This is a genomic window from [Mycobacterium] fortunisiensis (genome assembly GCF_019050325.1).
Classification (GTDB): domain Bacteria; phylum Actinomycetota; class Actinomycetes; order Mycobacteriales; family Mycobacteriaceae; genus Mycobacterium; species Mycobacterium fortunisiensis.
The window spans coordinates 185,573-204,765 of record NZ_VOMB01000023.1; the positions used below are offsets into that span (position 1 = coordinate 185,573).

General features: G+C 67.3%; 20 protein-coding genes. 12 read left to right on the plus strand and 8 right to left on the minus strand.

The window, feature by feature from the left end; genetic code table 11:
* The first annotated feature begins 16 nt into the window (after positions 1-16).
* Entirely contained in the window at positions 17-229 is a 213-nt protein-coding gene (locus FR943_RS21190) for an exodeoxyribonuclease VII small subunit (RefSeq protein WP_217160428.1), read from the plus strand.
* A gap of 63 nt (positions 230-292) precedes the next feature.
* Positions 293-1,381, plus strand: a complete 1,089-nt coding sequence (locus tag FR943_RS21195) for a 3-beta-hydroxysteroid dehydrogenase (protein WP_217160231.1) — start codon at positions 293-295, stop codon at positions 1,379-1,381.
* 68 nt (positions 1,382-1,449) lie between these two features.
* Here FR943_RS21195 and FR943_RS21200 read toward each other — a convergent pair whose 3' ends face one another.
* Together FR943_RS21200 and FR943_RS21205 are read right to left on the minus strand one after the other, a co-directional pair.
* Positions 1,450-1,725 carry a DUF1876 domain-containing protein gene (locus tag FR943_RS21200; RefSeq protein WP_217160232.1) on the minus strand — a complete coding sequence of 92 codons (276 nt, stop codon included), beginning with the start codon at positions 1,723-1,725 and terminating at the stop codon, positions 1,450-1,452.
* Position 1,726: 1 nt separating this feature from the next.
* Positions 1,727-2,800, minus strand: a complete 1,074-nt coding sequence (locus FR943_RS21205) for a tellurite resistance/C4-dicarboxylate transporter family protein (protein ID WP_217160233.1) — start codon at positions 2,798-2,800, stop codon at positions 1,727-1,729.
* 134 nt (positions 2,801-2,934) lie between these two features.
* On the opposite strand from FR943_RS21205, the gene FR943_RS21210 reads away from it, so the two are divergent.
* Genes FR943_RS21210 through FR943_RS21220 form a run of 3 tightly spaced genes read left to right on the plus strand, consistent with a single transcriptional unit; the run spans position 2,935 to position 6,260 of the window.
* Entirely contained in the window at positions 2,935-4,479 is a 1,545-nt protein-coding gene (locus FR943_RS21210; RefSeq protein ID WP_217160234.1) for an arylsulfatase, read from the plus strand.
* Position 4,480: 1 nt separating this feature from the next.
* Entirely contained in the window at positions 4,481-5,380 is a 900-nt protein-coding gene (locus FR943_RS21215) for an HAD family hydrolase (protein WP_217160235.1), read from the plus strand.
* Complete coding sequence (locus FR943_RS21220; RefSeq protein WP_217160236.1) at positions 5,373-6,260, plus strand: formylglycine-generating enzyme family protein; 888 nt, start codon at positions 5,373-5,375, stop codon at positions 6,258-6,260. The genes FR943_RS21215 and FR943_RS21220 overlap by 8 nt, the downstream gene beginning before the upstream one ends.
* Here the strand turns inward: FR943_RS21220 and FR943_RS21225 are convergent.
* Entirely contained in the window at positions 6,253-6,804 is a 552-nt protein-coding gene (locus FR943_RS21225; protein ID WP_217160237.1) for a TetR/AcrR family transcriptional regulator, read from the minus strand. The genes FR943_RS21220 and FR943_RS21225 overlap by 8 nt on opposite strands.
* A gap of 166 nt (positions 6,805-6,970) precedes the next feature.
* Between FR943_RS21225 and FR943_RS21230 the strand changes: the two genes are divergently transcribed.
* Complete coding sequence (locus FR943_RS21230) at positions 6,971-8,170, plus strand: cytochrome P450 (RefSeq protein WP_217160238.1); 1,200 nt, start codon at positions 6,971-6,973, stop codon at positions 8,168-8,170.
* 12 nt (positions 8,171-8,182) lie between these two features.
* Here FR943_RS21230 and FR943_RS21235 read toward each other — a convergent pair whose 3' ends face one another.
* A complete protein-coding gene (locus tag FR943_RS21235) occupies positions 8,183-8,458 on the minus strand; it encodes a hypothetical protein (protein WP_217160239.1) in 276 nt (91 codons plus the stop codon).
* A gap of 398 nt (positions 8,459-8,856) precedes the next feature.
* On the opposite strand from FR943_RS21235, the gene FR943_RS21240 reads away from it, so the two are divergent.
* The 4 genes from FR943_RS21240 to FR943_RS21255 all read left to right on the plus strand — a co-directional run bounded on the left by FR943_RS21240 (position 8,857) and on the right by FR943_RS21255 (position 12,854).
* Entirely contained in the window at positions 8,857-9,954 is a 1,098-nt protein-coding gene (locus tag FR943_RS21240) for a cholesterol dehydrogenase/isomerase (protein WP_217160240.1), read from the plus strand.
* Positions 9,951-10,715 (plus strand): SDR family NAD(P)-dependent oxidoreductase, encoded by a 765-nt coding sequence (locus FR943_RS21245; RefSeq protein ID WP_217160241.1) that lies wholly within the window; start codon positions 9,951-9,953, stop codon positions 10,713-10,715. The genes FR943_RS21240 and FR943_RS21245 overlap by 4 nt, the downstream gene beginning before the upstream one ends.
* 31 nt (positions 10,716-10,746) lie before the next feature.
* Positions 10,747-11,577 (plus strand): SDR family NAD(P)-dependent oxidoreductase, encoded by an 831-nt coding sequence (locus tag FR943_RS21250; RefSeq protein WP_217160242.1) that lies wholly within the window; start codon positions 10,747-10,749, stop codon positions 11,575-11,577.
* Positions 11,578-11,696: 119 nt separating this feature from the next.
* Positions 11,697-12,854 carry an AI-2E family transporter gene (locus tag FR943_RS21255; RefSeq protein WP_217160243.1) on the plus strand — a complete coding sequence of 386 codons (1,158 nt, stop codon included), beginning with the start codon at positions 11,697-11,699 and terminating at the stop codon, positions 12,852-12,854.
* Here FR943_RS21255 and FR943_RS21260 read toward each other — a convergent pair.
* Both FR943_RS21260 and FR943_RS21265 read right to left on the minus strand, forming a co-directional pair.
* Positions 12,851-13,654, minus strand: a complete 804-nt coding sequence (locus FR943_RS21260; RefSeq protein WP_246585169.1) for a dienelactone hydrolase family protein — start codon at positions 13,652-13,654, stop codon at positions 12,851-12,853. The genes FR943_RS21255 and FR943_RS21260 overlap by 4 nt on opposite strands.
* A 24-nt stretch (positions 13,655-13,678) precedes the next feature.
* Positions 13,679-14,317 (minus strand): DUF4245 domain-containing protein, encoded by a 639-nt coding sequence (locus tag FR943_RS21265; protein WP_217160245.1) that lies wholly within the window; start codon positions 14,315-14,317, stop codon positions 13,679-13,681.
* A 54-nt stretch (positions 14,318-14,371) separates the two neighbouring features.
* On the opposite strand from FR943_RS21265, the gene glpX reads away from it, so the two are divergent.
* Positions 14,372-15,400, plus strand: coding sequence for a class II fructose-bisphosphatase (glpX, locus tag FR943_RS21270; RefSeq protein WP_217160246.1), 1,029 nt, complete (start codon positions 14,372-14,374; stop codon positions 15,398-15,400).
* Positions 15,401-15,420: 20 nt separating this feature from the next.
* Positions 15,421-16,848, plus strand: coding sequence for a class II fumarate hydratase (locus FR943_RS21275; RefSeq protein ID WP_217160247.1), 1,428 nt, complete (start codon positions 15,421-15,423; stop codon positions 16,846-16,848).
* A gap of 99 nt (positions 16,849-16,947) precedes the next feature.
* On the opposite strand, the gene FR943_RS21280 is transcribed toward FR943_RS21275, so the two are convergent.
* Positions 16,948-18,681 (minus strand): GAF domain-containing sensor histidine kinase, encoded by a 1,734-nt coding sequence (locus FR943_RS21280; RefSeq protein ID WP_217160248.1) that lies wholly within the window; start codon positions 18,679-18,681, stop codon positions 16,948-16,950.
* A gap of 41 nt (positions 18,682-18,722) precedes the next feature.
* A complete protein-coding gene (locus tag FR943_RS21285; RefSeq protein ID WP_217160249.1) occupies positions 18,723-19,181 on the minus strand; it encodes a pyridoxamine 5'-phosphate oxidase family protein in 459 nt (152 codons plus the stop codon).
* Positions 19,182-19,193 lie beyond the last annotated feature (12 nt).

Consider the following 19,193-nt stretch of genomic DNA (forward strand, 5'->3'; position numbering starts at 1 on the left):
TGTCAGGATCATGAGTATTAAGCCTATTAGTGAACTGGGCTACGAAGAGGCCCGCGATGAGCTGATCGCCGTGGTGCAGCAGCTGGAGCAGGGCGGGCTTGATCTCGATGCTTCGCTGAATCTCTGGGAGCGCGGCGAGAAGCTGGCACAACGCTGCGAGGAACATTTAGCCGGAGCCCGTGAGCGGGTCGAGCAGGCGCTGGCCGCCCGCGAACCCGAGGAAGGTTGATCCAGCAACCGGATCCACCCGATGCGCTCGTAACTGAAACATGTTTCAGTTACTCTGTCGGGCATGGGTGATCCGAAACTGACCACCGAATTGGGCCGCGTCCTCGTCACCGGCGGCTCCGGCTTCGTGGGTGCCAACCTGGTGACCGAGCTGCTCGACCGTGGCTACGCGGTCCGATCCTTCGACCGGGCCCCTTCCCCGCTGCCCGAGCACGCCGGGCTCGAGGTGCTCGAAGGCGACATCTGTGATCCGCAGACCGTCGCCGCGGCCGTCAAGGACATCGACACGATCATCCACACCGCGGCCATCATCGACCTGATGGGCGGCGCCTCGGTCACCGAGGAGTACCGGCAGCGCAGCTTCAGCGTGAACGTCGAAGGCACCAAGAACCTGGTCGAGGCCGGGCGTACGGCCGGCGTCGAGCGGTTCGTCTACACCGCCTCCAACAGCGTGGTGATGGGCGGGCAGGACATCGTCAACGGCGACGAGACCATGCCCTACACCGACCGGTTCAACGACCTCTACACCGAGACCAAGGTGGTCGCCGAGAAGTACGTGCTGGCCCAGAACAGCGTGGACGGCATGTTGACCTGCTCCATCCGCCCCAGCGGCATCTGGGGACGCGGCGATCAGACCATGTTCCGCAAGGTGTTCGAGAACGTCCTGGCCGGGCACGTCAAGGTGCTGGTCGGGAACAAGAACATCAAGTTGGACAACTCGTACGTGCACAACCTGATTCACGGCTTCATCCTGGCCGCCGAGCACCTGGTCCCCGGCGGCAGCGCACCGGGCCAGGCCTACTTCGTCAACGACGGCGAACCCATCAACATGTTCGAGTTCGCCCGCCCGGTGCTCGCCGCATGCGGCCGACCGCTGCCCACCTTCCGGGTGTCAGGACGCCTGGTGCACAAGGTGATGATGGTGTGGCAGTGGCTGCACTTCAAGTTCGGTATCCCCGAGCCCCTGATCGAACCCCTTGCCGTGGAACGGCTTTACCTCAACAACTACTTCTCGATCGCCAAGGCCAAGCGCGATCTCGGCTATGAGCCACTGTTCACCACCAACCAGGCCATGGCCGAATGCATGCCGTACTACACCGATCTGTTCCACCAGATGGAGTCCGGGCCGACCAAGGAGCCGGTCACCACGTAGGACGGCGGGATCCGATTGCCGCGCTCCTCAACGCGGCTCGTTCCTCGCCGCTTGATCGTCGCCCGGTGTCACCGGTACAGGTGCACCGGATGGTGCGTGGACTGCTCGATACGTGCCGACGCAGCATGCAGCAGCTCGCTGCCCAGCGTGATGAGCGCACGGGCCGCGGCGATCTCCTCACCGATCATCGGTGCCCCCGGGTCTTTCGGGTTGCGGTAGGCGTCTCCCGTGGTGGACATCATGTCGTCGCGCAGCTGGGCGCGGGCTGATGCGTGGGTATGGATCTCGTCCTCGGAGAACTCGATCTCGACGAGCCATTTGTTGGTCAAATCCTTGTCATACATCTCAATCACCCTCCACCTTCAAGGGTGCGCCGGATCTGTCCCGGACACCAGGCACCAGCGTGAGGAAAAGGTGGCGGAGCATGGCCACGAAGGTCAGCGCCCACACCGCCAGCGCGAGCCAACTCTCCACATAGCCGATGTTTTCCACGATCGGCAGCTGGTCGGCCTGGCCGAGATAGTGGCCACCGACGCCGTACATGCCGAGCGGGAACACCACGCTCCACAGGGTCGCGTCGTAACGCAGCGGAATGCGATGGATCCAATGCCGCCAGATTCCGGCGGCGATCAGCGGTGGAATCAGCCAGGTACCGAATGCCCAGAAGAACACCGACGTCCCCGCGATGAGACCGCGGGTGGCCGCGACCATCGGCGCGTCCGCCATCTCCACGATCCGGGCCCCGGCCACCACGGTGATGGCGGTGGCGCCCATCGCCACCCAGTACGGCGGAGTGAGATCCTCGGGCCGTAACGGGTACAGCAGCATGCGCACCGCCACGAAGATGCCCGCCGCCCCGTACAGGAAGATCCCGACCGACCACGAGAACACCGCCAGCAACGCCAATTCCGAACGCCCCTGGGTTATTTCGGGCTGCAACGCCGCGGCCAGTACCGCAACCGACTGGCTGGCCACCACCCAGATGAACCAGGTGCCGTTGGCGCTCTGCAGCACCGGACGGACGGCTCGGCCCAGGACCGCCGTCCAGGGCACCACGTAGCCCAGGATCATCCAGGCCACCCACCCGATCGTCAGCAGGGTGAACGCCAGCCCGTGATGCCCGTCGGCGGTGACGCGGGTACCGACCACGCAGGTGGCCGCCACAAACGTGAACATCGCGAAGCCGCGCCGCGGATCGGTCAGGTCGTCCAGGAATTCCCGACGGTAGCCGACGATGCGGGTGACGGTGAGGAGTACCAGCGCGAGATAGGCGATCACCGCCACCCACAACAGCAGCACCGAAAGCACGTGCACACTGTGGTAATTCATCGCGATGGACATGATTCCGGTGGCCATGACAAGTGCGAAGTAACCGGGATGCAGGGTGCGCACGGCCTCGCGCGTCGTCGGCTCACTCATGCTCTGGTCATACCACCGCACCGGCGGGTCGACGGGTAAATATCGGGCGACAGGCAGGCGAAGCGACTGCCAGGGGTGGCACCGAGGCCTAGGGTCGAACCTGTCGGGATCGACGCGGACGTGAGGAGCCAGCCATGCCGAACGGCAAACCCAATATTCTGGTGATCTGGGGCGACGACATCGGTATCAGCAATCTGTCCTGCTACAGCATGGGGCTGATGGGCTACCGGACGCCGAACATCGACCGCATCGCCAAGGAAGGCATGCTGTTCACCGATTCCTATGGCGAGCAGAGCTGTACGGCCGGCCGGTCGTCGTTCATCACCGGGCAGAGTGTGTACCGCACCGGCCTGTCCAAGGTCGGTATGCCGGGTGTGGACGTCGGAATGTCACCCGAAGACCCGACGATCGCATCACTGCTGAAACCGCTCGGCTACGCCACCGGGCAGTTCGGCAAGAACCATCTCGGTGACCTCAACCAGTACCTGCCGACCAATCACGGCTTCGACGAGTTCTTCGGCAACCTGTACCACCTCAACGCTGAAGAGGAGCCGGAGCACCCCGACTACCCCACCGAAGAAGAGGCACCCAATCTGCGCAGGAAGATGCTGCCGCGCGGTGTCGTCCATTCCTGGGCGACCGAGGAGGAGTCCGACGAGGTCGACGAGCGCTTCGGCCCGGTAGGCAAACAACGCATCGAGGACACCGGGCCGCTGTCCAAGAAGCGCATGGAGACCATCGACGACGAGACGACGTCGGCCTGCATCGACTTCATCCGGCGCCAAAAGGAATCGGATACACCGTTCTTCGTCTGGATGAACACCACCCACATGCATTTCCGCACCCACACCAAGCCCGAAAGCGTCGGACAGGCCGGGCGCTGGCAGTCCGGCTACCACGACACGATGGTCGACCACGACCGCAACGTGGGCCAATTGCTGGATGCGCTCGACGAGTTGGGCCTGGCCGAGGACACCATCGTCATCTACTCGACCGACAACGGCCCGCACGCCAATACCTGGCCCGACGGTGCCACCACACCGTTCCGCAGCGAGAAGAACACCAACTGGGAAGGCGCGTTTCGCATCCCAGAGCTCATCCGCTGGCCCGGAAAGATCGAAGCCGGCAGTGTCTCCAACGAGATCGTCCAGCATCACGACTGGCTGCCGACCTTCCTGGCCGCGGCCGGAGACGCCGATATCGTCGAGAAGCTCAAGAAGGGCCACAAGGCCGGGGACAGGACGTACAAGGTTCACATCGACGGCTTCAACTTGCTGCCGTACCTCACCGGCGAGGTCGACAAGAGCCCGCGCCGCGGGTTGATCTACTTCTCCGACGACTGCGACGTGCTCGGCGTGCGCATCGACAACTGGAAAGTGGTGTTCATGGAGCAGCGCTGCCAGGGCACGCTGCAGATCTGGTTCGAGCCGTTCACGCCGCTGCGCGCACCGAAACTGTTCAACCTGCGCACCGACCCCTACGAGCGCGCCGACATCACCTCCAACACCTACTGGGATTGGTGGTTCGAACACGACTATCTCGCCCTCATGGCGAACGCGCTGGTGACCCAGTTCCTGGAGACCTTCAAGGAGTTTCCGCCGCGCCGCGAACCGGCCTCGTTCACCATCAGCAACGCGGTCGATCAGCTCCACAACTTCCTCGAACGCATGGGCGGCTGAGTTGGGAGTTCTCGATTCCTGGAACGACGGCTCCACGAAGTCGGCGATCGTCCGCTTCGTGGAGCGCGTCACCGCCGAGGTGTCCCCCGAGGAGCGCGTCGCCGTCTTCGACAACGACGGCACGTTGTGGTGCGAAAAGCCGGCCTACATCCAACTGGATTTCCTGGTGCGCCGACTGGCCGAGCAGGCGGCAGCCGACCCGGCCCTGGCCGCCAAGCAGCCGTACCAGGCTGCGGCAGCCGGCGATCTGGCCTGGTTCGGCGATGCCGTCACCAAGCACTACAACGGCGACGACTCTGCCTTGAAAATCCTTGCCGGCGGCATACTTTCGGCTTATGCCGGACTGTCTGTCGAAGATCACGCCGCGAAGATCAAGGCGTTCTTCGCCGAGGCACAGCACCCGACGTTGGGCCGCCCGTACACCGCGTGTGGTTACGCGCCGATGGTGGAGCTGCTGCGGTACCTGGAAGCCAACGGTTTCACGAACTACATCGCCTCCGGCGGCGGCCGTGACTTCATGCGTCCGGTGACGTCATCGATGTATGGCATTCCGCCGGAACGGATCATCGGCAGCTCGGTGGGGCTGGACTTCGTCGACGGGCAACTCAAGACGACGGCCACACCGGAATTCCTGAACGACGGTCCGGTCAAGGCCGTGCGTGTCTGGGGGCGGGTGGGCCGTCGGCCGATCTTCGCGGCCGGCAACTCCAACGGCGACATCCAGATGCTGGAGTACACCGCAGCCGGGCCGGGCCCGTCGATGGGACTGCTGGTGCGCCACGATGATGCCGACCGCGAATTCGATTACACCGCAGGGGCGGAGAAGGCCCTGGACCTGGCGGGGCCCAACGGCTGGGCGGTGGCGAGCATGCGCGACGATTGGACGCGGGTCTTTGACTGAGTCGGATCTGGTCTGGATTCCGGCACAGACCACGACGCTCGGCTCCGATACCCACTACCCGGAGGAGGCTCCCGTCCGCGAGGTCGCCACCGCCGGGTTCTGGATCCAGCGCCACCAGGTGACGAATGCCGACTACGCCGAGTTCGTGGCGGCCACCGGCTACGTCACGGTCGCCGAACGTCCGGTGAATCCGGACGACTTCCCCGGCGCCCCACCGGAGAACCTGGTACCCGGATCGATGGTGTTCCGACGCACGGCCGGCCCGGTGGACCTGCGCCACATCAGCCAATGGTGGGCGTGGACGCCGGGCGCGTGCTGGAATCATCCTCGGGGTCCGCGGTCGTCGTTGACCGGTCGCGAGAACCACCCGGTGGTCCACATCGCCTACGAGGATGCGCACGCCTACGCCCAGTGGGCCGGCCTCGAACTGCCCACCGAAGCCGAGTGGGAGACCGCTGCCCGCGGCGGGATCTCGGGTGCGGCCTACACGTGGGGCGACGAGCCCGAGCAACCCGGACAGCGGCTGGCGAACTACTGGCACGGCGAGTTTCCCTACCTGCCCGAAACCGGTTATGGCACAACCCAACCAGTCGGCAGCTTCGCGCCCAACGGCTACCGGCTGTTCGACATGGCAGGCAATGTCTGGGAATGGACCGCCGACTGGTACGGCGAGGACCGGGCCACCACACCGTGCTGCGCAGCCGACAGCGTCGATCCCCGACAGCCGCAGTTTCCGATCGGGCGCAAGGTGATCAAGGGCGGCTCGTTCCTGTGCGCCGACAGCTACTGCATGCGGTACCGCCCGGCCGCGCGGCGGCCCCAGGCGATCGATACCGGCATGAGCCACATCGGTTTTCGCTGCGTGAAACGCCCTAGCTGAACGCCGGGGCGACGAAGCGGCGCAGCATCTCCTGCTCGGCCGCCTCGTCCGCGCCGGGCCACAGCAACAGCGACAGCACCAGCCGCACGATCCACGCCGCGGCCACCGGGTCGTCCTGCGCCAACCCGCTGAGTTCGGTGGCGAACGCGGCCGGCACCGGGGACTGCGTCAGGCCGGCCATCCCGTCTGCCCTGCGCAGCGCGCTCAGCAGCAGGTCGAACATCGGGTCGGCGCGAATCAGTTGCAGCGCAACGGTGACCGCGACGAGCACACGCTGCGCCCCGGTCAGTCTGTCGACGGCGCGTCGCACCTCCTCGACGATCGACGCCGCCAACCGGCCCAGCACGGCATCGCGGATCTGCGACTTGCCACCCGCGTGCCGGTACACCGTCGCCCGCGAGCAGTGCACCCGAGCCGCCAGCGCATCGATATCGAGGGCATCGAACCCGTCCCGGGCGGCCATCTCGGCGGCCGCAGCGTAGATGCGTTCGGCTGCGGCCGCACGTCGATCACCGACCAGCCAATCTGCGCGAGGTAGCGACATAGGCATGAATTTATCGCAGTGTGAGACGCAAACAGCGATCTATCTCAATCACTGTGCAGGCCAGCGCGCTGCGCTGAGACACCGCCCGCGCCGCGCACCCACCGGCCGATATCAACATCTGCCAACCCGGTTGACGGAGCCCAGAACCACCCACCAACCTGGGCAAATGCTTCTGGCCCAAGAATTGTTCGAGCCGGCCTGCCTGCAGGATCCCTACCCGCTCTACGAGCGGCTGCGGGCCGATTCACCGGTGGCGCAAGTCGGCGACTCCCCCTTCTTCGTGGTGAGTTCATTCGACGCCGTCGTCGAGGCCACCGCCCGCACTGGGGACTTCTCGTCCAATCTCACCGCCACGATGTGGTCGCAGCCCGACGGCACCGTCACGGCTTTCGGCATGGGCGAGCCGGACAGCCCCATCCACGTGCTCGCCACCGCCGACGATCCGGCCCACGCTGCCCACCGCAAGACGGTGCTGCCCCGGATGGCGGCCAAACGGATCGCCGAGCTGGATCCGTTCATCGCCACCACCACCGCCGAGCTGCTCGCCCAAGCCGACCGCGAGTTCGACTGGATGTCCACGCTGGCCGACCGGTTGCCCATGCTGGTGCTCGCGCGCCTGCTGGGACTGCCGGCTGCGGCGGTGGACCAATTGGTGACGTGGGCATATGCCAGCACGCAACTGCTGGATGGGCTGCTCGGTTCCGATCAACTGACCGCGTCGGGGATCGCGGCCATGGAGCTCGGCGGGTATCTGGCCGAACGGTTCGACGAAGCTGTGGCAAACCCCGGGGAGAATCTGCTGGGCGATCTGGCGGCGCACTGCGGGGCCGAACGCCTCAGCGCCGACACCGCGGTGTTCATGCTGATCCAGTTGGTCGGAGCGGGCGCGGAATCGACGGCGTCGCTGATCGGGAGCGCCGTCTGGATCCTGAGCCGGCGACCCGAGCTGGCCGAACGACTGCGACACGATCCGACGATGATCGCGCTGTTCCTGGAGGAGGTGCTACGGCTGGAATCCCCGTTTCGGGGTCACTACCGCCACGTGCGTGCGGATACCCAACTCGCCGGTGTCACGGTGCCCGCCGGCGCGCACCTGCTGTTGTTGTGGGGAGCGGCAAACCGCGATGACGCGGTCTTCGCGGCTCCGGACGAATTTCGGCTAGCTCGGCCGAACATCAAGAGTCACTTGGCATTTGGCAAGGGCGGCCACTTCTGCCTCGGCGCTGCGCTGGCGCGGCTCGAAGCCCGCATCGTGATTGCGTCGGTCCTGTCCCGCGGCCACACCATCCATCCGGCCGGAAGCGCCGAATGGCAACCGAGCCTGCTGGTGCGCCGATTGAGTCACCTTCCGCTGAGCGTGCGGTGACCTGTGCGCGACTCAGGCGTCCTGCGTGGCCAGCGCGATGCTGTCGTCGTCGACGAACACCAGGCCGCCGTCATCGAGGTTGACTGCCCAGCGCCGCGCCGGTTCGACGATCCGCTCTCCAGCGACCTCGACAGCCGTGCCGGCCAAGTCGGCGAAATCCTCGACGACACTGCCGTGCAGTTCGTCATCGGTTCCCGGATACACGAGCACCGAGGCGCCGACAGCAATCTCCCCGGCAACCTGATCAGAATCGCTGTCGTTAACCTCTGTCGCGAGATCTTCGGACATCACACACCTCCCCAATTGCTGACGCGTGCAACCGAGTACATCACAAACGCCTGCGATCGGCTCACTTTCGTTGATAACTACAGCCACACCTTGCATAGGCTTCGGGCAAATTGCCAAATCGGGTAACGAATACCTTTCGGTAAACACATCACAGTGCCCCCGGCTACGTGTCACCGGTCACAGTTATCCGGCGAGAATGCCATTGGTGAATGCTTTTGAGGCAACCGCAGCAACATTCGCCTGAGACTTTCCTGGCCCAGTACCGGAGGTCCGAGTAGGTAGCTGAGGCCCCACCGGCGAACAGCAGGCCACCAGTCGCTGGACCACCATCGAGATCGTGGTGACACACACCACACCCGCGTTCGCTAGGGTTGCAACACGTTCTAGCGAGGAGGCCTATGTCCGACGCCGTCTTGGTCACGGGTGCATTTGGTTTGGTGGGTTCTGCCGTCGTCAAGGCACTGACTGCCGCGGGCCGCACAGTGGTCGCCACCGACCTCGATGTTCCCGCCAACCGCAAGGCCGCCGCAGCACTGCCGGCCTCGGTGCAGGTGCGCTGGGCCGATCTGACCGACGCTGCCGCCGTCGACGCGTTGGTGGCCGCGGTCACCCCGGCCTCGATCATCCACCTCGCCGCGATCATCCCGCCGTTCTGCTACATGCGGCGTGGCCTGGCCCGCAAGGTCAACGTGGAGGCCACCGCCGCACTGCTGCGTGCCGCCGAGGCCCAGCCGACGCCACCCCGGTTCGTCCAGGCCTCCAGCGTGGCGGTCTACGGCGCCCGCAACCCGCACCACGTCACCGACGTGCTGACACCCGACACCCCGACCAACCCGTCGGACATCTACGGCGCACACAAGGTCGAGGCCGAGGCGCTGGTGCGGGATTCGGCGCTGGACTGGCTGATCCTGCGGCTGGGCGGGGTGATGAGCTCCGAGTTCAGCCTCGGTATCGACGTCGACCTCATCTCGTTCGAGAGCGTGCTGCCCGCCGACGGCCGACTGCAGACCGTCGACGTGCGTGATGTCGCGGCCGCCTTCGTCACCGCCACCACCGTCGAGGCCAACCACGAGGTGTTCCTGATCGGCGGCGATCCCGAGACACACCGGCACACGCAGTCCGCGGTGGGCTCGCAGGCGGCGACCGCGATGGGGATCAGGGGCGGCCTGCCACTCGGACGGCCCGGCAAGCCCGACGACGACGCCGCCTGGTTCGCCACCGACTGGATGGATGTCAGCCGGTCGCAGGAAGTGCTGGGCTTCCAGCACCACACCTGGCCGCAGCTGCTGGCCGACACCAGGTCCAACGCCGGCTGGAAGCGTTTCCCGATCGGGCTGGCCGCGCCGCTGATCCGTGCGTTCCTGCGGTCGAAGTCGGCCTACAAGGACTATCCCGGGCACTACGCCGACGTGTGGAATGCCATCGACAAGAAGTGGGGCGACCACCGGGCCGACAGTGGCGAGGCGCAAGAAGGACCGGACGGGAGCCGCGCATGAGCACGGAACGCGTCGCGCTCGTCATCGGCGGAGCCTCCGGCATCGGGTGGGCCAGCGCCCAGGCACTGGCCGCCGACGGCTGTCGCATCGTGGTGGCCGACCGCGACACCGAGGGCGCGGCCGCCCGGGCCGCCCAGCTCGGCGCGCCGCACACCAGCGGCTACGTCGACGTCACCGATGAGGAATCGGTGCAGCAGCTGTTCGAGACCCTCGGGCCGGTTGACGTGGTGCTCAACTGCGCCGGGTTCAGCAATGTCGGTCTGATCACCGACATGCCGGTCGAGGATTTCCGCGCCGTCGTCGACGTCTGCCTCACCGGCGGCTTCGTCGTCGCCAAACACGCCGGCAGGCATCTGCCCGAAGGCGGTGTGCTGGTGTCGATTTCCTCGCTGAACGGGCGCCAGCCGGCGGCCGGGATGAGTGCCTACTGCGCAGCCAAGGCCGGACTGTCCATGCTCACCCAGGTGGCGGCGCTGGAATTGGGGCCGCGCGGCATCCGGGTCAATGCCATCGCACCCGGATTCGTGCAGACCCCGCTGACCGACCCCGCCGCGATGATCCCCGGCGTGGTCGAGGAGTACGTCGAGAACACCGCGCTGGGCCGCACCGGGGTCCCCGAGGACATCGCCGCCGCGGTGGTGTTCATCTGCTCACCGCAGGCCTCCTGGCTGACCGGCGAAGTGCTCGATCTCAACGGCGGCGCACATCTCAAGCGTTACCCCGACGTGCTCGGCCATGTCATGAAGCTGGCCCAGGCGTGACGTCCAGCGAGAAGACGGAGGCGGATCGCGCATGACACCATCGATGTCCGGCAAGCAGGCGATCGTCACCGGCGCCGGGTCAGGCATCGGGGCGGCGCTGTGCCGCGCGTTGGTCGCCGCCGGTGCCGAGGTGCTCTGCACCGACATCGACGAGGACGCGGCCGCGCGCACCGCGGCGCCGCTCGGCGCGCGGTCGGCCCGCCTGGATGTCACCGATGCGGGCGCCGTGCAGGCCGCGGTGGACGGCGTCGTCGAGCGGGCCGGACGGTTGGACCTGATGTTCAACAACGCCGGCATCGTCTGGGGTGGGGACACCGAACTGCTGACGCTGGATCAGTGGAACGCCATCATCGACGTCAACGTGCGCGGCGTCGTGCACGGTGTCGCTGCTGCCTACCCGCAGATGATCCGGCAGAGGCACGGACACATCGTCAACACCGCGTCGATGGCCGGGCTCGCCGCGGCGGGCCAGCTCACCAGTTATGTGATGACCAAGCACGCGGTGGTCGGCTTGTCGCTGGCACTGCGTTCGGAGGCCGCCGCACACGGTGTGGGCGTCCTGGCGGTGTGCCCGGCCGCCGTGGAGACCCCGATCCTGGACAAGGGCGCGGTCGGCGGATTCGTCGGGCGCGACTACTTCCTGCAGGGCCAGGGCGTCAAGACCGCATACGACGCCGATCGGCTGGCCGCCGACATCTTGACCGCCGTTGCCCGCAACAAGGCCATCCTCGTCAAACCGCGTCGCGCCCACGCCTCCTGGCTGTTCGCCCGCCTGGCGCCCGGCCTGCTGCAGCGGCTGTCGGTGCGTTTCGTCGCCACTCAGCGCGCCGCGCAGCACGCCGCGTCGTCGACACCCCGGTAGCCCGCCCGTTAGCTGCCCGCCTCCGGCCGTCACTCGCGGCCGTCACGCGAGAGTGGCGCTCAATGCCGACCGTCGCGCCAGCGTGACGATAAGGTCAGCTCAACAGCGGGAAGGGTCCGATGAAGAACCAGTTCACCCTCACCCAGAAGCGGGCATTGGCCGTCGTCACGGTGTTGGCCGTGTTGCTCGGGGCCTATTTCCTGCGCAGTTTCTTCGTCCTGATCGTGATGGCCGCGGTCGGCGCCTACCTGTTCTCACCGCTGTATGAACGCATGCGGCCCCGGCTGGGCACCGGGCTGTCGGTCACGGTGACGGTGCTGGTGGCCCTTCTGATGGTGATCGCCCCCGTCTCGATGGTGGTGTTCCTGGCCATCGTGCAGGTGTCCCAGATGGTCAACGCGGTCAGCGGCTGGCTGGCCGAGACCGACGTCAGCACCCTGGGCGACCGCACCCTGCAACTGGCGAACTCCATCCTGAGCCGGGTTCCGGTGCTCGACATCCACCTCAGCGCGGACTCGCTGCGTGGGGCCATCGTCAGCGTGTCCCAACGCGCCGGCGAATGGCTGCTGCAGGTGCTCCAAGGCGCGGTCGGCAGCGCCGTCGGCGCCATCACCGCGTCGATCATCTTCCTCTACGTGTTCATCTCCCTGCTGGTCCAGAAGACCGAGGCGGCGAACCTGATCCGCCAGCTCAACCCGCTCGGCGAGGACATCACCGACCTGTACCTGGCCAAAACCGGCGCCATGGTCAAAGGCACCGTCAAAGGCCAGTTCGTCATCGCGCTGTGTCAAGGCGTGGCCGGCGCGGCGTCGATCTACATCGCCGGGTTCCATCAGGGGTTCTTCATCTTCGCGATCCTGTTGACGGCGTTGTCGGTGATCCCGCTGGGCGGCGGCATCGTCAGCATCCCGTTCGGGATCGGAATGATGTTCTTCGGCAACATCGTCGGCGGCATCTTCGTGGTGGCGTTCCACCTGCTGGTGGTGACGAACATCGACAATGTGCTGCGGCCGTGGCTGGTCCCCCGGGCAGCCCGGCTGGACCCGGCCCTGATGCTGCTGGCGGTGTTCGCCGGGATCTCGATGTTCGGCTTCTTCGGCATCGTGATCGGGCCGGTGCTGATGATCATCATCGTCACCACCGTCAGCGTGTACCTGGCCGTCTACAAGGGCGTGGAGCTGGAGACGGACGAGGAACCCGAACGTCGGCCCCGGGTGAACTGGCGCCGGCTGCTGCACCGGGTGCTGTTCGGGCAGACCCCGGCCGCCCGCGCCTAACCGGCGCTGAGCCGCCGGCTGAGGAACTCGACGACCCGCTTGCGCGCCTCATACGCCGGGTGACCGTCGACCTCGCGCACCTCATCGGTCAGCACCGAATGCGCCGACGCGCCAAAGCCGTGCTCATTGCCCTTGCCCGAGTCGATCTCGATGACCTCGAAGGCATCGCCGAGGCGGGCCTTGAGCGTGGCGAACCGCTCGCCCGGCACCAGCCGGTCCCGGCTGAACCGCAGGGCCAGCGTACACAAACCGTCGTCGGCCGCGCGTTGTTCGACGATCTTGAGTTCGGCTTCCGAGAGCCCCGGATCGCGCTTCTGCGCGGCGGTCAGCGGTATCGGCACCGACGGCTGGCTCAGCACCGGGGCCAGCACGCTGTCGTCCACCGCTGCGGCGAGCGCGAACCCTCCGGTGAAGCACTGGCCGATCACGCCGACGCCCTTGCCGGGAGTGGTGGCGTTGAGGTCGCGGGCCAACGCCCGCAAATAGTGGGCGACGGGCCGGTCGGCATTGGTGGCGAAGGCCGAAAACTCCCGTGTCACGCAAGCCTTCACCAGCACTCCGACCGCACCCGGACGGACCGCCGCCGCGCCCGGGGTGCCGAACAGCGACGGAGCGGCCACGGTGAAGCCGTTGTCGACCAGATGATCGCCCAGCGCGAGAACGCCGGGATGCAGGCCGGGGATCTCGGGGATCAGCACGACCCCGGGGCCGGCCCCCTTGCGGTACACGTCATAGGTCTGGCCGGCGGCGGTGAAGGGCGCGGCGACCCACCCGGTGAGATCAGCTTGTGGCGACGTCAACTCGGGCTCCATCTCCTCAGAGCGTCACGGCCTGTTGGGCGGCAGCGGCGACTGCTTCTGCGTCGCACTCGCCAGCGTACGGTACTCGTCGGTACCACCGGCGCCGGTGATGGCGATCTGTACCGGCCCGCTCAGCCGCGTCGTCCACACCGGTTCCGGATCGCTGCTCTCGTAGACCACCCAGGTCACCCCGTCGACATCCTGGGTGCCCGACGCATACGAATCCGGTTTGATCGAGGCCACCAGCGCGGCCTCGTCGGCATTGCTCTGGGTCAGGCTCAGGTACTGCCCGGTGGGCGCCAGGTAGCCGACGCGCGAGGCCACCGCCCGGCCACGCTGGCCATCGGGCAGCGTCAGACCGCCGTCGATGCCGCTGCGGTTACCGGAATTGGCCTGCCAACCCTCGGGCAGCTGGGGCATCCGGATCGGGATCTTCAACGTGTCGGCATCGGCCTGCAGGGCGGCCGGGACGTCGAACGGCGGCACCGGCCCCTGGCCCGGGCCGCCCGCCTGGAACGAGCACATCCCCAGCATTCCGGCCAGCACGATGCAGGCCACGACCAGCGGGGCCATCGACCAGAACATGTCCCGGCCGTCCTGCAGCAACCGTGCCTTCGCCGGCTTGGGGGCCGGGACTGGCTGGGAGGTCGGCTCAGTGGACATGCTCCCAGTATCCCAGCTCCCAAACCCTGACCACGTTCTGGGACAATCTGGGCCATGAGTCCCACGCGGGGAGAAGCCCCGGATCGCAACCTTGCCCTCGAACTCGTCCGGGTGACCGAGGCCGGCGCCATGGCAGCAGGCCGCTGGGTCGGCCGCGGCGACAAAGAGGGCGGCGACGGGGCAGCCGTCGATGCCATGCGTGAGCTGGTCAACTCCGTGTCGATGCGCGGGGTCGTGGTGATCGGCGAGGGCGAGAAGGACGAAGCCCCGATGCTGTTCAACGGGGAAGAGGTCGGCAACGGCGACGGACCGGAATGCGACTTCGCCGTCGACCCCGTCGACGGCACCACCCTGATGAGCAAGGGCATGCCCAATGCCATCTCGGTGCTCGCGGTCGCCGAGCGGGGCGCCATGTTCGACCCGTCCGCGGTGTTCTACATGAACAAGATCGCCGTCGGCCCCGAATGCGCCGACGCCATCGACATCACCGCGCCGATCGGCGAGAACATCCGCCGGGTAGCCAAGGTGCGCGGCGCCTCGGTGAGCGATCTGACCGTGTGCATCCTGGACCGGCCGCGCCACGCCCAGCTGATCGACGACGCCCGCGCCGCCGGGGCCCGCATCCGGCTGATCACCGACGGCGACGTCGCCGGTGCCATCTCGGCCTGCCGGCCCAACTCGGGCACCGACATCCTGGCCGGGATCGGGGGCACTCCCGAAGGCATCATCGCCGCGGCGGCGATCCGCTGCATGGGCGGCGCGATCCAGGCCCAGCTGGCCCCGACCGACGACGCCGAGCGGCAGAAGGCCCTCGACGCCGGTTACGACCTGGACCAGGTGCTGTCCACCGAGGACCTGGTGTCCGGGGAGAACGTGTTCTTCTGCGCCACCGGCGTCACCGACGGTGACCTGCTCAAGGGCGTGCAGTACTACCCGGGCGGATGCACCACCCAGTCCATCGTGATGCGGTCCAAGTCCGGAACGGTCCGGATGATCGAGGCCTACCACCGGCTGGCCAAACTCAACGAGTACTCCGCCATCGACTTCACCGGCGACAAGTCCGCCGCCTACCCGCTCCCGTAACTCGTTCAGAAAGGCACGCAATGAGCACCGACGCCCGAACCGACGCTGCTGTCGAGGGTGAATTCCGCATCGAGCACGACACCATGGGCGAGGTCCGGGTGCCGGTCAACGCCCTGTGGCGGGCGCAGACCCAGCGGGCCGTGGAGAACTTCCCGATCTCCTTCCGTGGGCTGGAGCGCACCCAGATCCGGGCGCTCGGTCTGCTGAAGGCCGCCTGCGCCCAGGTCAACAAGGACCTGGGGCTGCTGGCCGCCGAGAAGGCCGACGCCATCATCGCCGCGGCCGGTGAGATCGCCGACGGTCTGCACGACGACCAGTTCCCGATCGACGTGTTCCAGACCGGCTCGGGCACCAGCTCCAACATGAACACCAACGAGGTGATCGCCTCGATCGCCGCGCGCAACGGCTTGACCGTGCACCCGAACGACGACGTGAACATGTCGCAGAGCTCCAACGACACGTTCCCGACCGCCACCCACATCGCGGCCACCGAAGCCGCTGTGCGCCACCTGATCCCGGCGCTGGAGGTGCTGCACGAGTCGCTGGCCGCCAAGGCCAAGCAGTGGAAGACCGTGGTGAAGTCCGGCCGCACCCACCTGATGGACGCGGTGCCGGTGACACTCGGCCAGGAGTTCGGCGGCTACGCCCGCCAGATCGAGGCCGGCATCGAACGTGTCAAGGCGACGCTGCCCCGCCTCGGTGAGCTCGCCATCGGCGGCACCGCGGTGGGCACCGGACTCAACGCCCCCGAGGGCTTCGGCGCCAAGGTGGTCGAGGTGCTGGTCAACCAGACCGGTCTGGCCGAATTGCGCACCGCCGCCGACTCGTTCGAGGCCCAGGCGGCCCGGGACGGGCTGGTCGAGGCCTCCGGCGCGCTGAAGACCATCGCCACCTCGCTGACCAAGATCGCCAACGACGTGCGCTGGATGGGCTCAGGCCCGCTGACCGGGCTGGGCGAGATCCAGCTGCCGGACCTGCAGCCGGGCAGCTCGATCATGCCGGGCAAGGTCAATCCGGTTCTGCCCGAGGCGGTTACCCAGGTGGCCGCACAGGTCATCGGCAACGATGCCGCCGTCACCGTCGGCGGCCTGTCGGGCGCCTTCGAGCTGAACGTGTACATCCCGATGATGGCCCGCAACGTGCTGGAGTCGTTCACGCTGCTGTCCAACGTGTCTCGGCTGTTCGCCACCAAGTGCATCGACGGCCTGGTTGCCAACGAGGAGCACCTGCGTACCCTGGCCGAGTCGTCGCCGTCGATCGTCACGCCACTGAACTCGGCGATCGGCTACGAGGAGGCCGCCAAGGTCGCCAAGCAGGCGCTGGCCGAGAAGAAGACCATCCGCCAGACCGTGATCGACCGCGGCCTGATCGGCGACAAGCTCTCGGAGGCCGAGCTGGACAAGCGCCTCGACGTGCTGGCCATGGCGAAGGTGAAACCCGGCGAGTAGCACCCTTCCCTGCGCCCTCACCTTCTCTGCGCGAGCAGACACAAAACTGCCCATTCTCTTCGGAGAATGGGCAGTTTTGTGTCTGTTCGCGGGGACACGCTACCCGGGAAGCGGTGCGGCCCAACGCAACACCGTGCCGCCGCCGGGACGGTCGGTGATGGTGAACGTCCCGCCCGCGCTCAGCGCCCGGGCCCGCAGATTGCCGAGCCCGCTCTCGGTGATCTCGGCCGCGATGCCGCAGCCGTTGTCGGAGACCTCGACAATGAGATCGTCGGCAACCTCCACCCGCACGGTGAGTTCGGTTGCCCCCGAATGCCGTACCGCATTGCTCAGCGCCTCACGCAGCACCGCCTCGGCATGGTCGGCCAGGGTGGCGTCGACCACCGACAGCGGTCCGATGAACCGCGCGGTGGTGTGCGGGCCGGCATCGGCGAACTGCGCGATCACCGCGTCGAGCCGCTGACGCAGCCGCGTCGTCCCGGCGTGGGCGCCGTGCAGGTCGAAGATCGCGGTCCGGATCTCCTGGATCACCGCCTGCAGATCGTCGACGGTGCCGGTGAGCCGTTGCCGCACCTCAGCGGAATCCGCCCGCGGAATCGTGGCCTGCAACGCCAGGCCCACCGCGAACAGCCGCTGGATCACGTGGTCGTGTAGGTCGCGGGCAATCCGGTCACGGTCGGCCAGGATCTCCAGCTCCCGCAGATTGCGCTGCGAGCTGGCCAGCTGCCAGGCCACCGCGGCCTGATCGGCGAAGGCCGCGGCCATGTCGAGTTGCTCGGCGGTGAAGCTGCGCGCATTCTCGGCACGCACCGCCACCAGCACACCGGCGACGGTATCGACCGCACGCAGCGGCAGGACCAGCGCCGGGCCGGCCGAGCCGTCCAGCTGTAGGCGGTCCAGCCGGTGCGGGGTGCCGTCGCGGAACGCCGCGCCGATGGCGTCTGCCGCCGCACGGCCCGCGCGCCCGTCGCGGGTCAACGGGATCGCGTCCACGGTGCCGGGGCGGCCCGCCGTGGCAGCCACCACCAGGGTTTCGGGCTCGGCGGTGTCGCCGCCGGGCACCGCGACCACGATGCGGTCGGCACCGGTCAGCTTGAGGGCCTCGTCGGCCACCATCCGGAACACCGTGGCCGGGTCGGTGCCGCCGAGCAGCTCGGTACCGATGTCGCGGGTGGCGGCGATCCAGGCCTGCCGATCGCGGGACAGCTCGTAGAGCCGGGCGTTCTCCACGGCGACGCCGGCGGCCGCGGCCAGGGCCTGCACCAGCACCTCGTCGTCCTCGCTGAACGGCTGCCCGGTGGTCTTGTCGGTGAGGTAGAGATTGCCGAACACCTCGTCGCGGATGCGCACCGGCACACCGAGAAAGGTGCGCATCGGCGGATGATTGGGCGGAAACCCGACCGACGCCGGGTGCAGGCGGATGTCGTCGAGCCGAATCGGCTTCGGATCGTCGATCAGCACCCCGAGCACGCCACGGCCCTCGGGCAGATGGCCGATCAGGGCACGGGTGTCGTCATCGATGCCCTGATAGACGAACTCGGTCAACTCGTGATCGTCGCCGCGCACCCCCAGGGCGCCGTAGCGGGCGTCGACCAGCTGAATCGCCGTCGCCACGATCGTGCTCAGCGTGACCTCGAGATCCAGCCCCGAGGTGACCGCGAGCATGGCCTCGACCAGTCCGTCGATCCGGTCGCGGCCGGTGATGATCTCCTCGACCCGGTCTTGGACCTCGGTGAGCAACTCGCGCAGCCGCAGCTGGGACAGGGTGTCACGCACCGGCGGGACGCGCTGCTCGTCGTCGGGGTGCGGCACCTGCCCGGTCACATCGCCCATGCTGGCATTATCGGCCGCGTCGGGGCGAGCGGGTCAGGATCTCACCCAACGCCGGGTTCGGGTCCGAAATGGAAGCGCCGCCCGGTGACCCGGTTCGGCGACACCAGCACCCAGTGCGTCTTCGTCGTCGCCGTCCACGGCAGCAACTGCACCCGGGCCGCCGCGTCCAACTCCTCATCGGTGCGCAAGGTCCGCGCGGTGCCCCGCACGATCACACTCCAGCCGTCGGACGCAGTGTGATCGTCGACCTCGAACACCACCTGGTTGTTGATGGCGGCGCTGATCAACTTCGTGCCCTCCCCGGTGCGGAACAGGATCGCGCGATTGTGCACCGCGAAGTTGACCGGGAAAATGTTGGCCTCGTCGTCCACCGTGGTGACGATCCGGCCCAGCGATTGACTTCCCAGCCGATCCCAGCACTCCCGCTCGGACAGAACCGCGACCGGCTCAGTGCCCGTTGACAATCCGGTTCCGGAAACGACATCGACGACATGGCTCATAGCGCGACCATA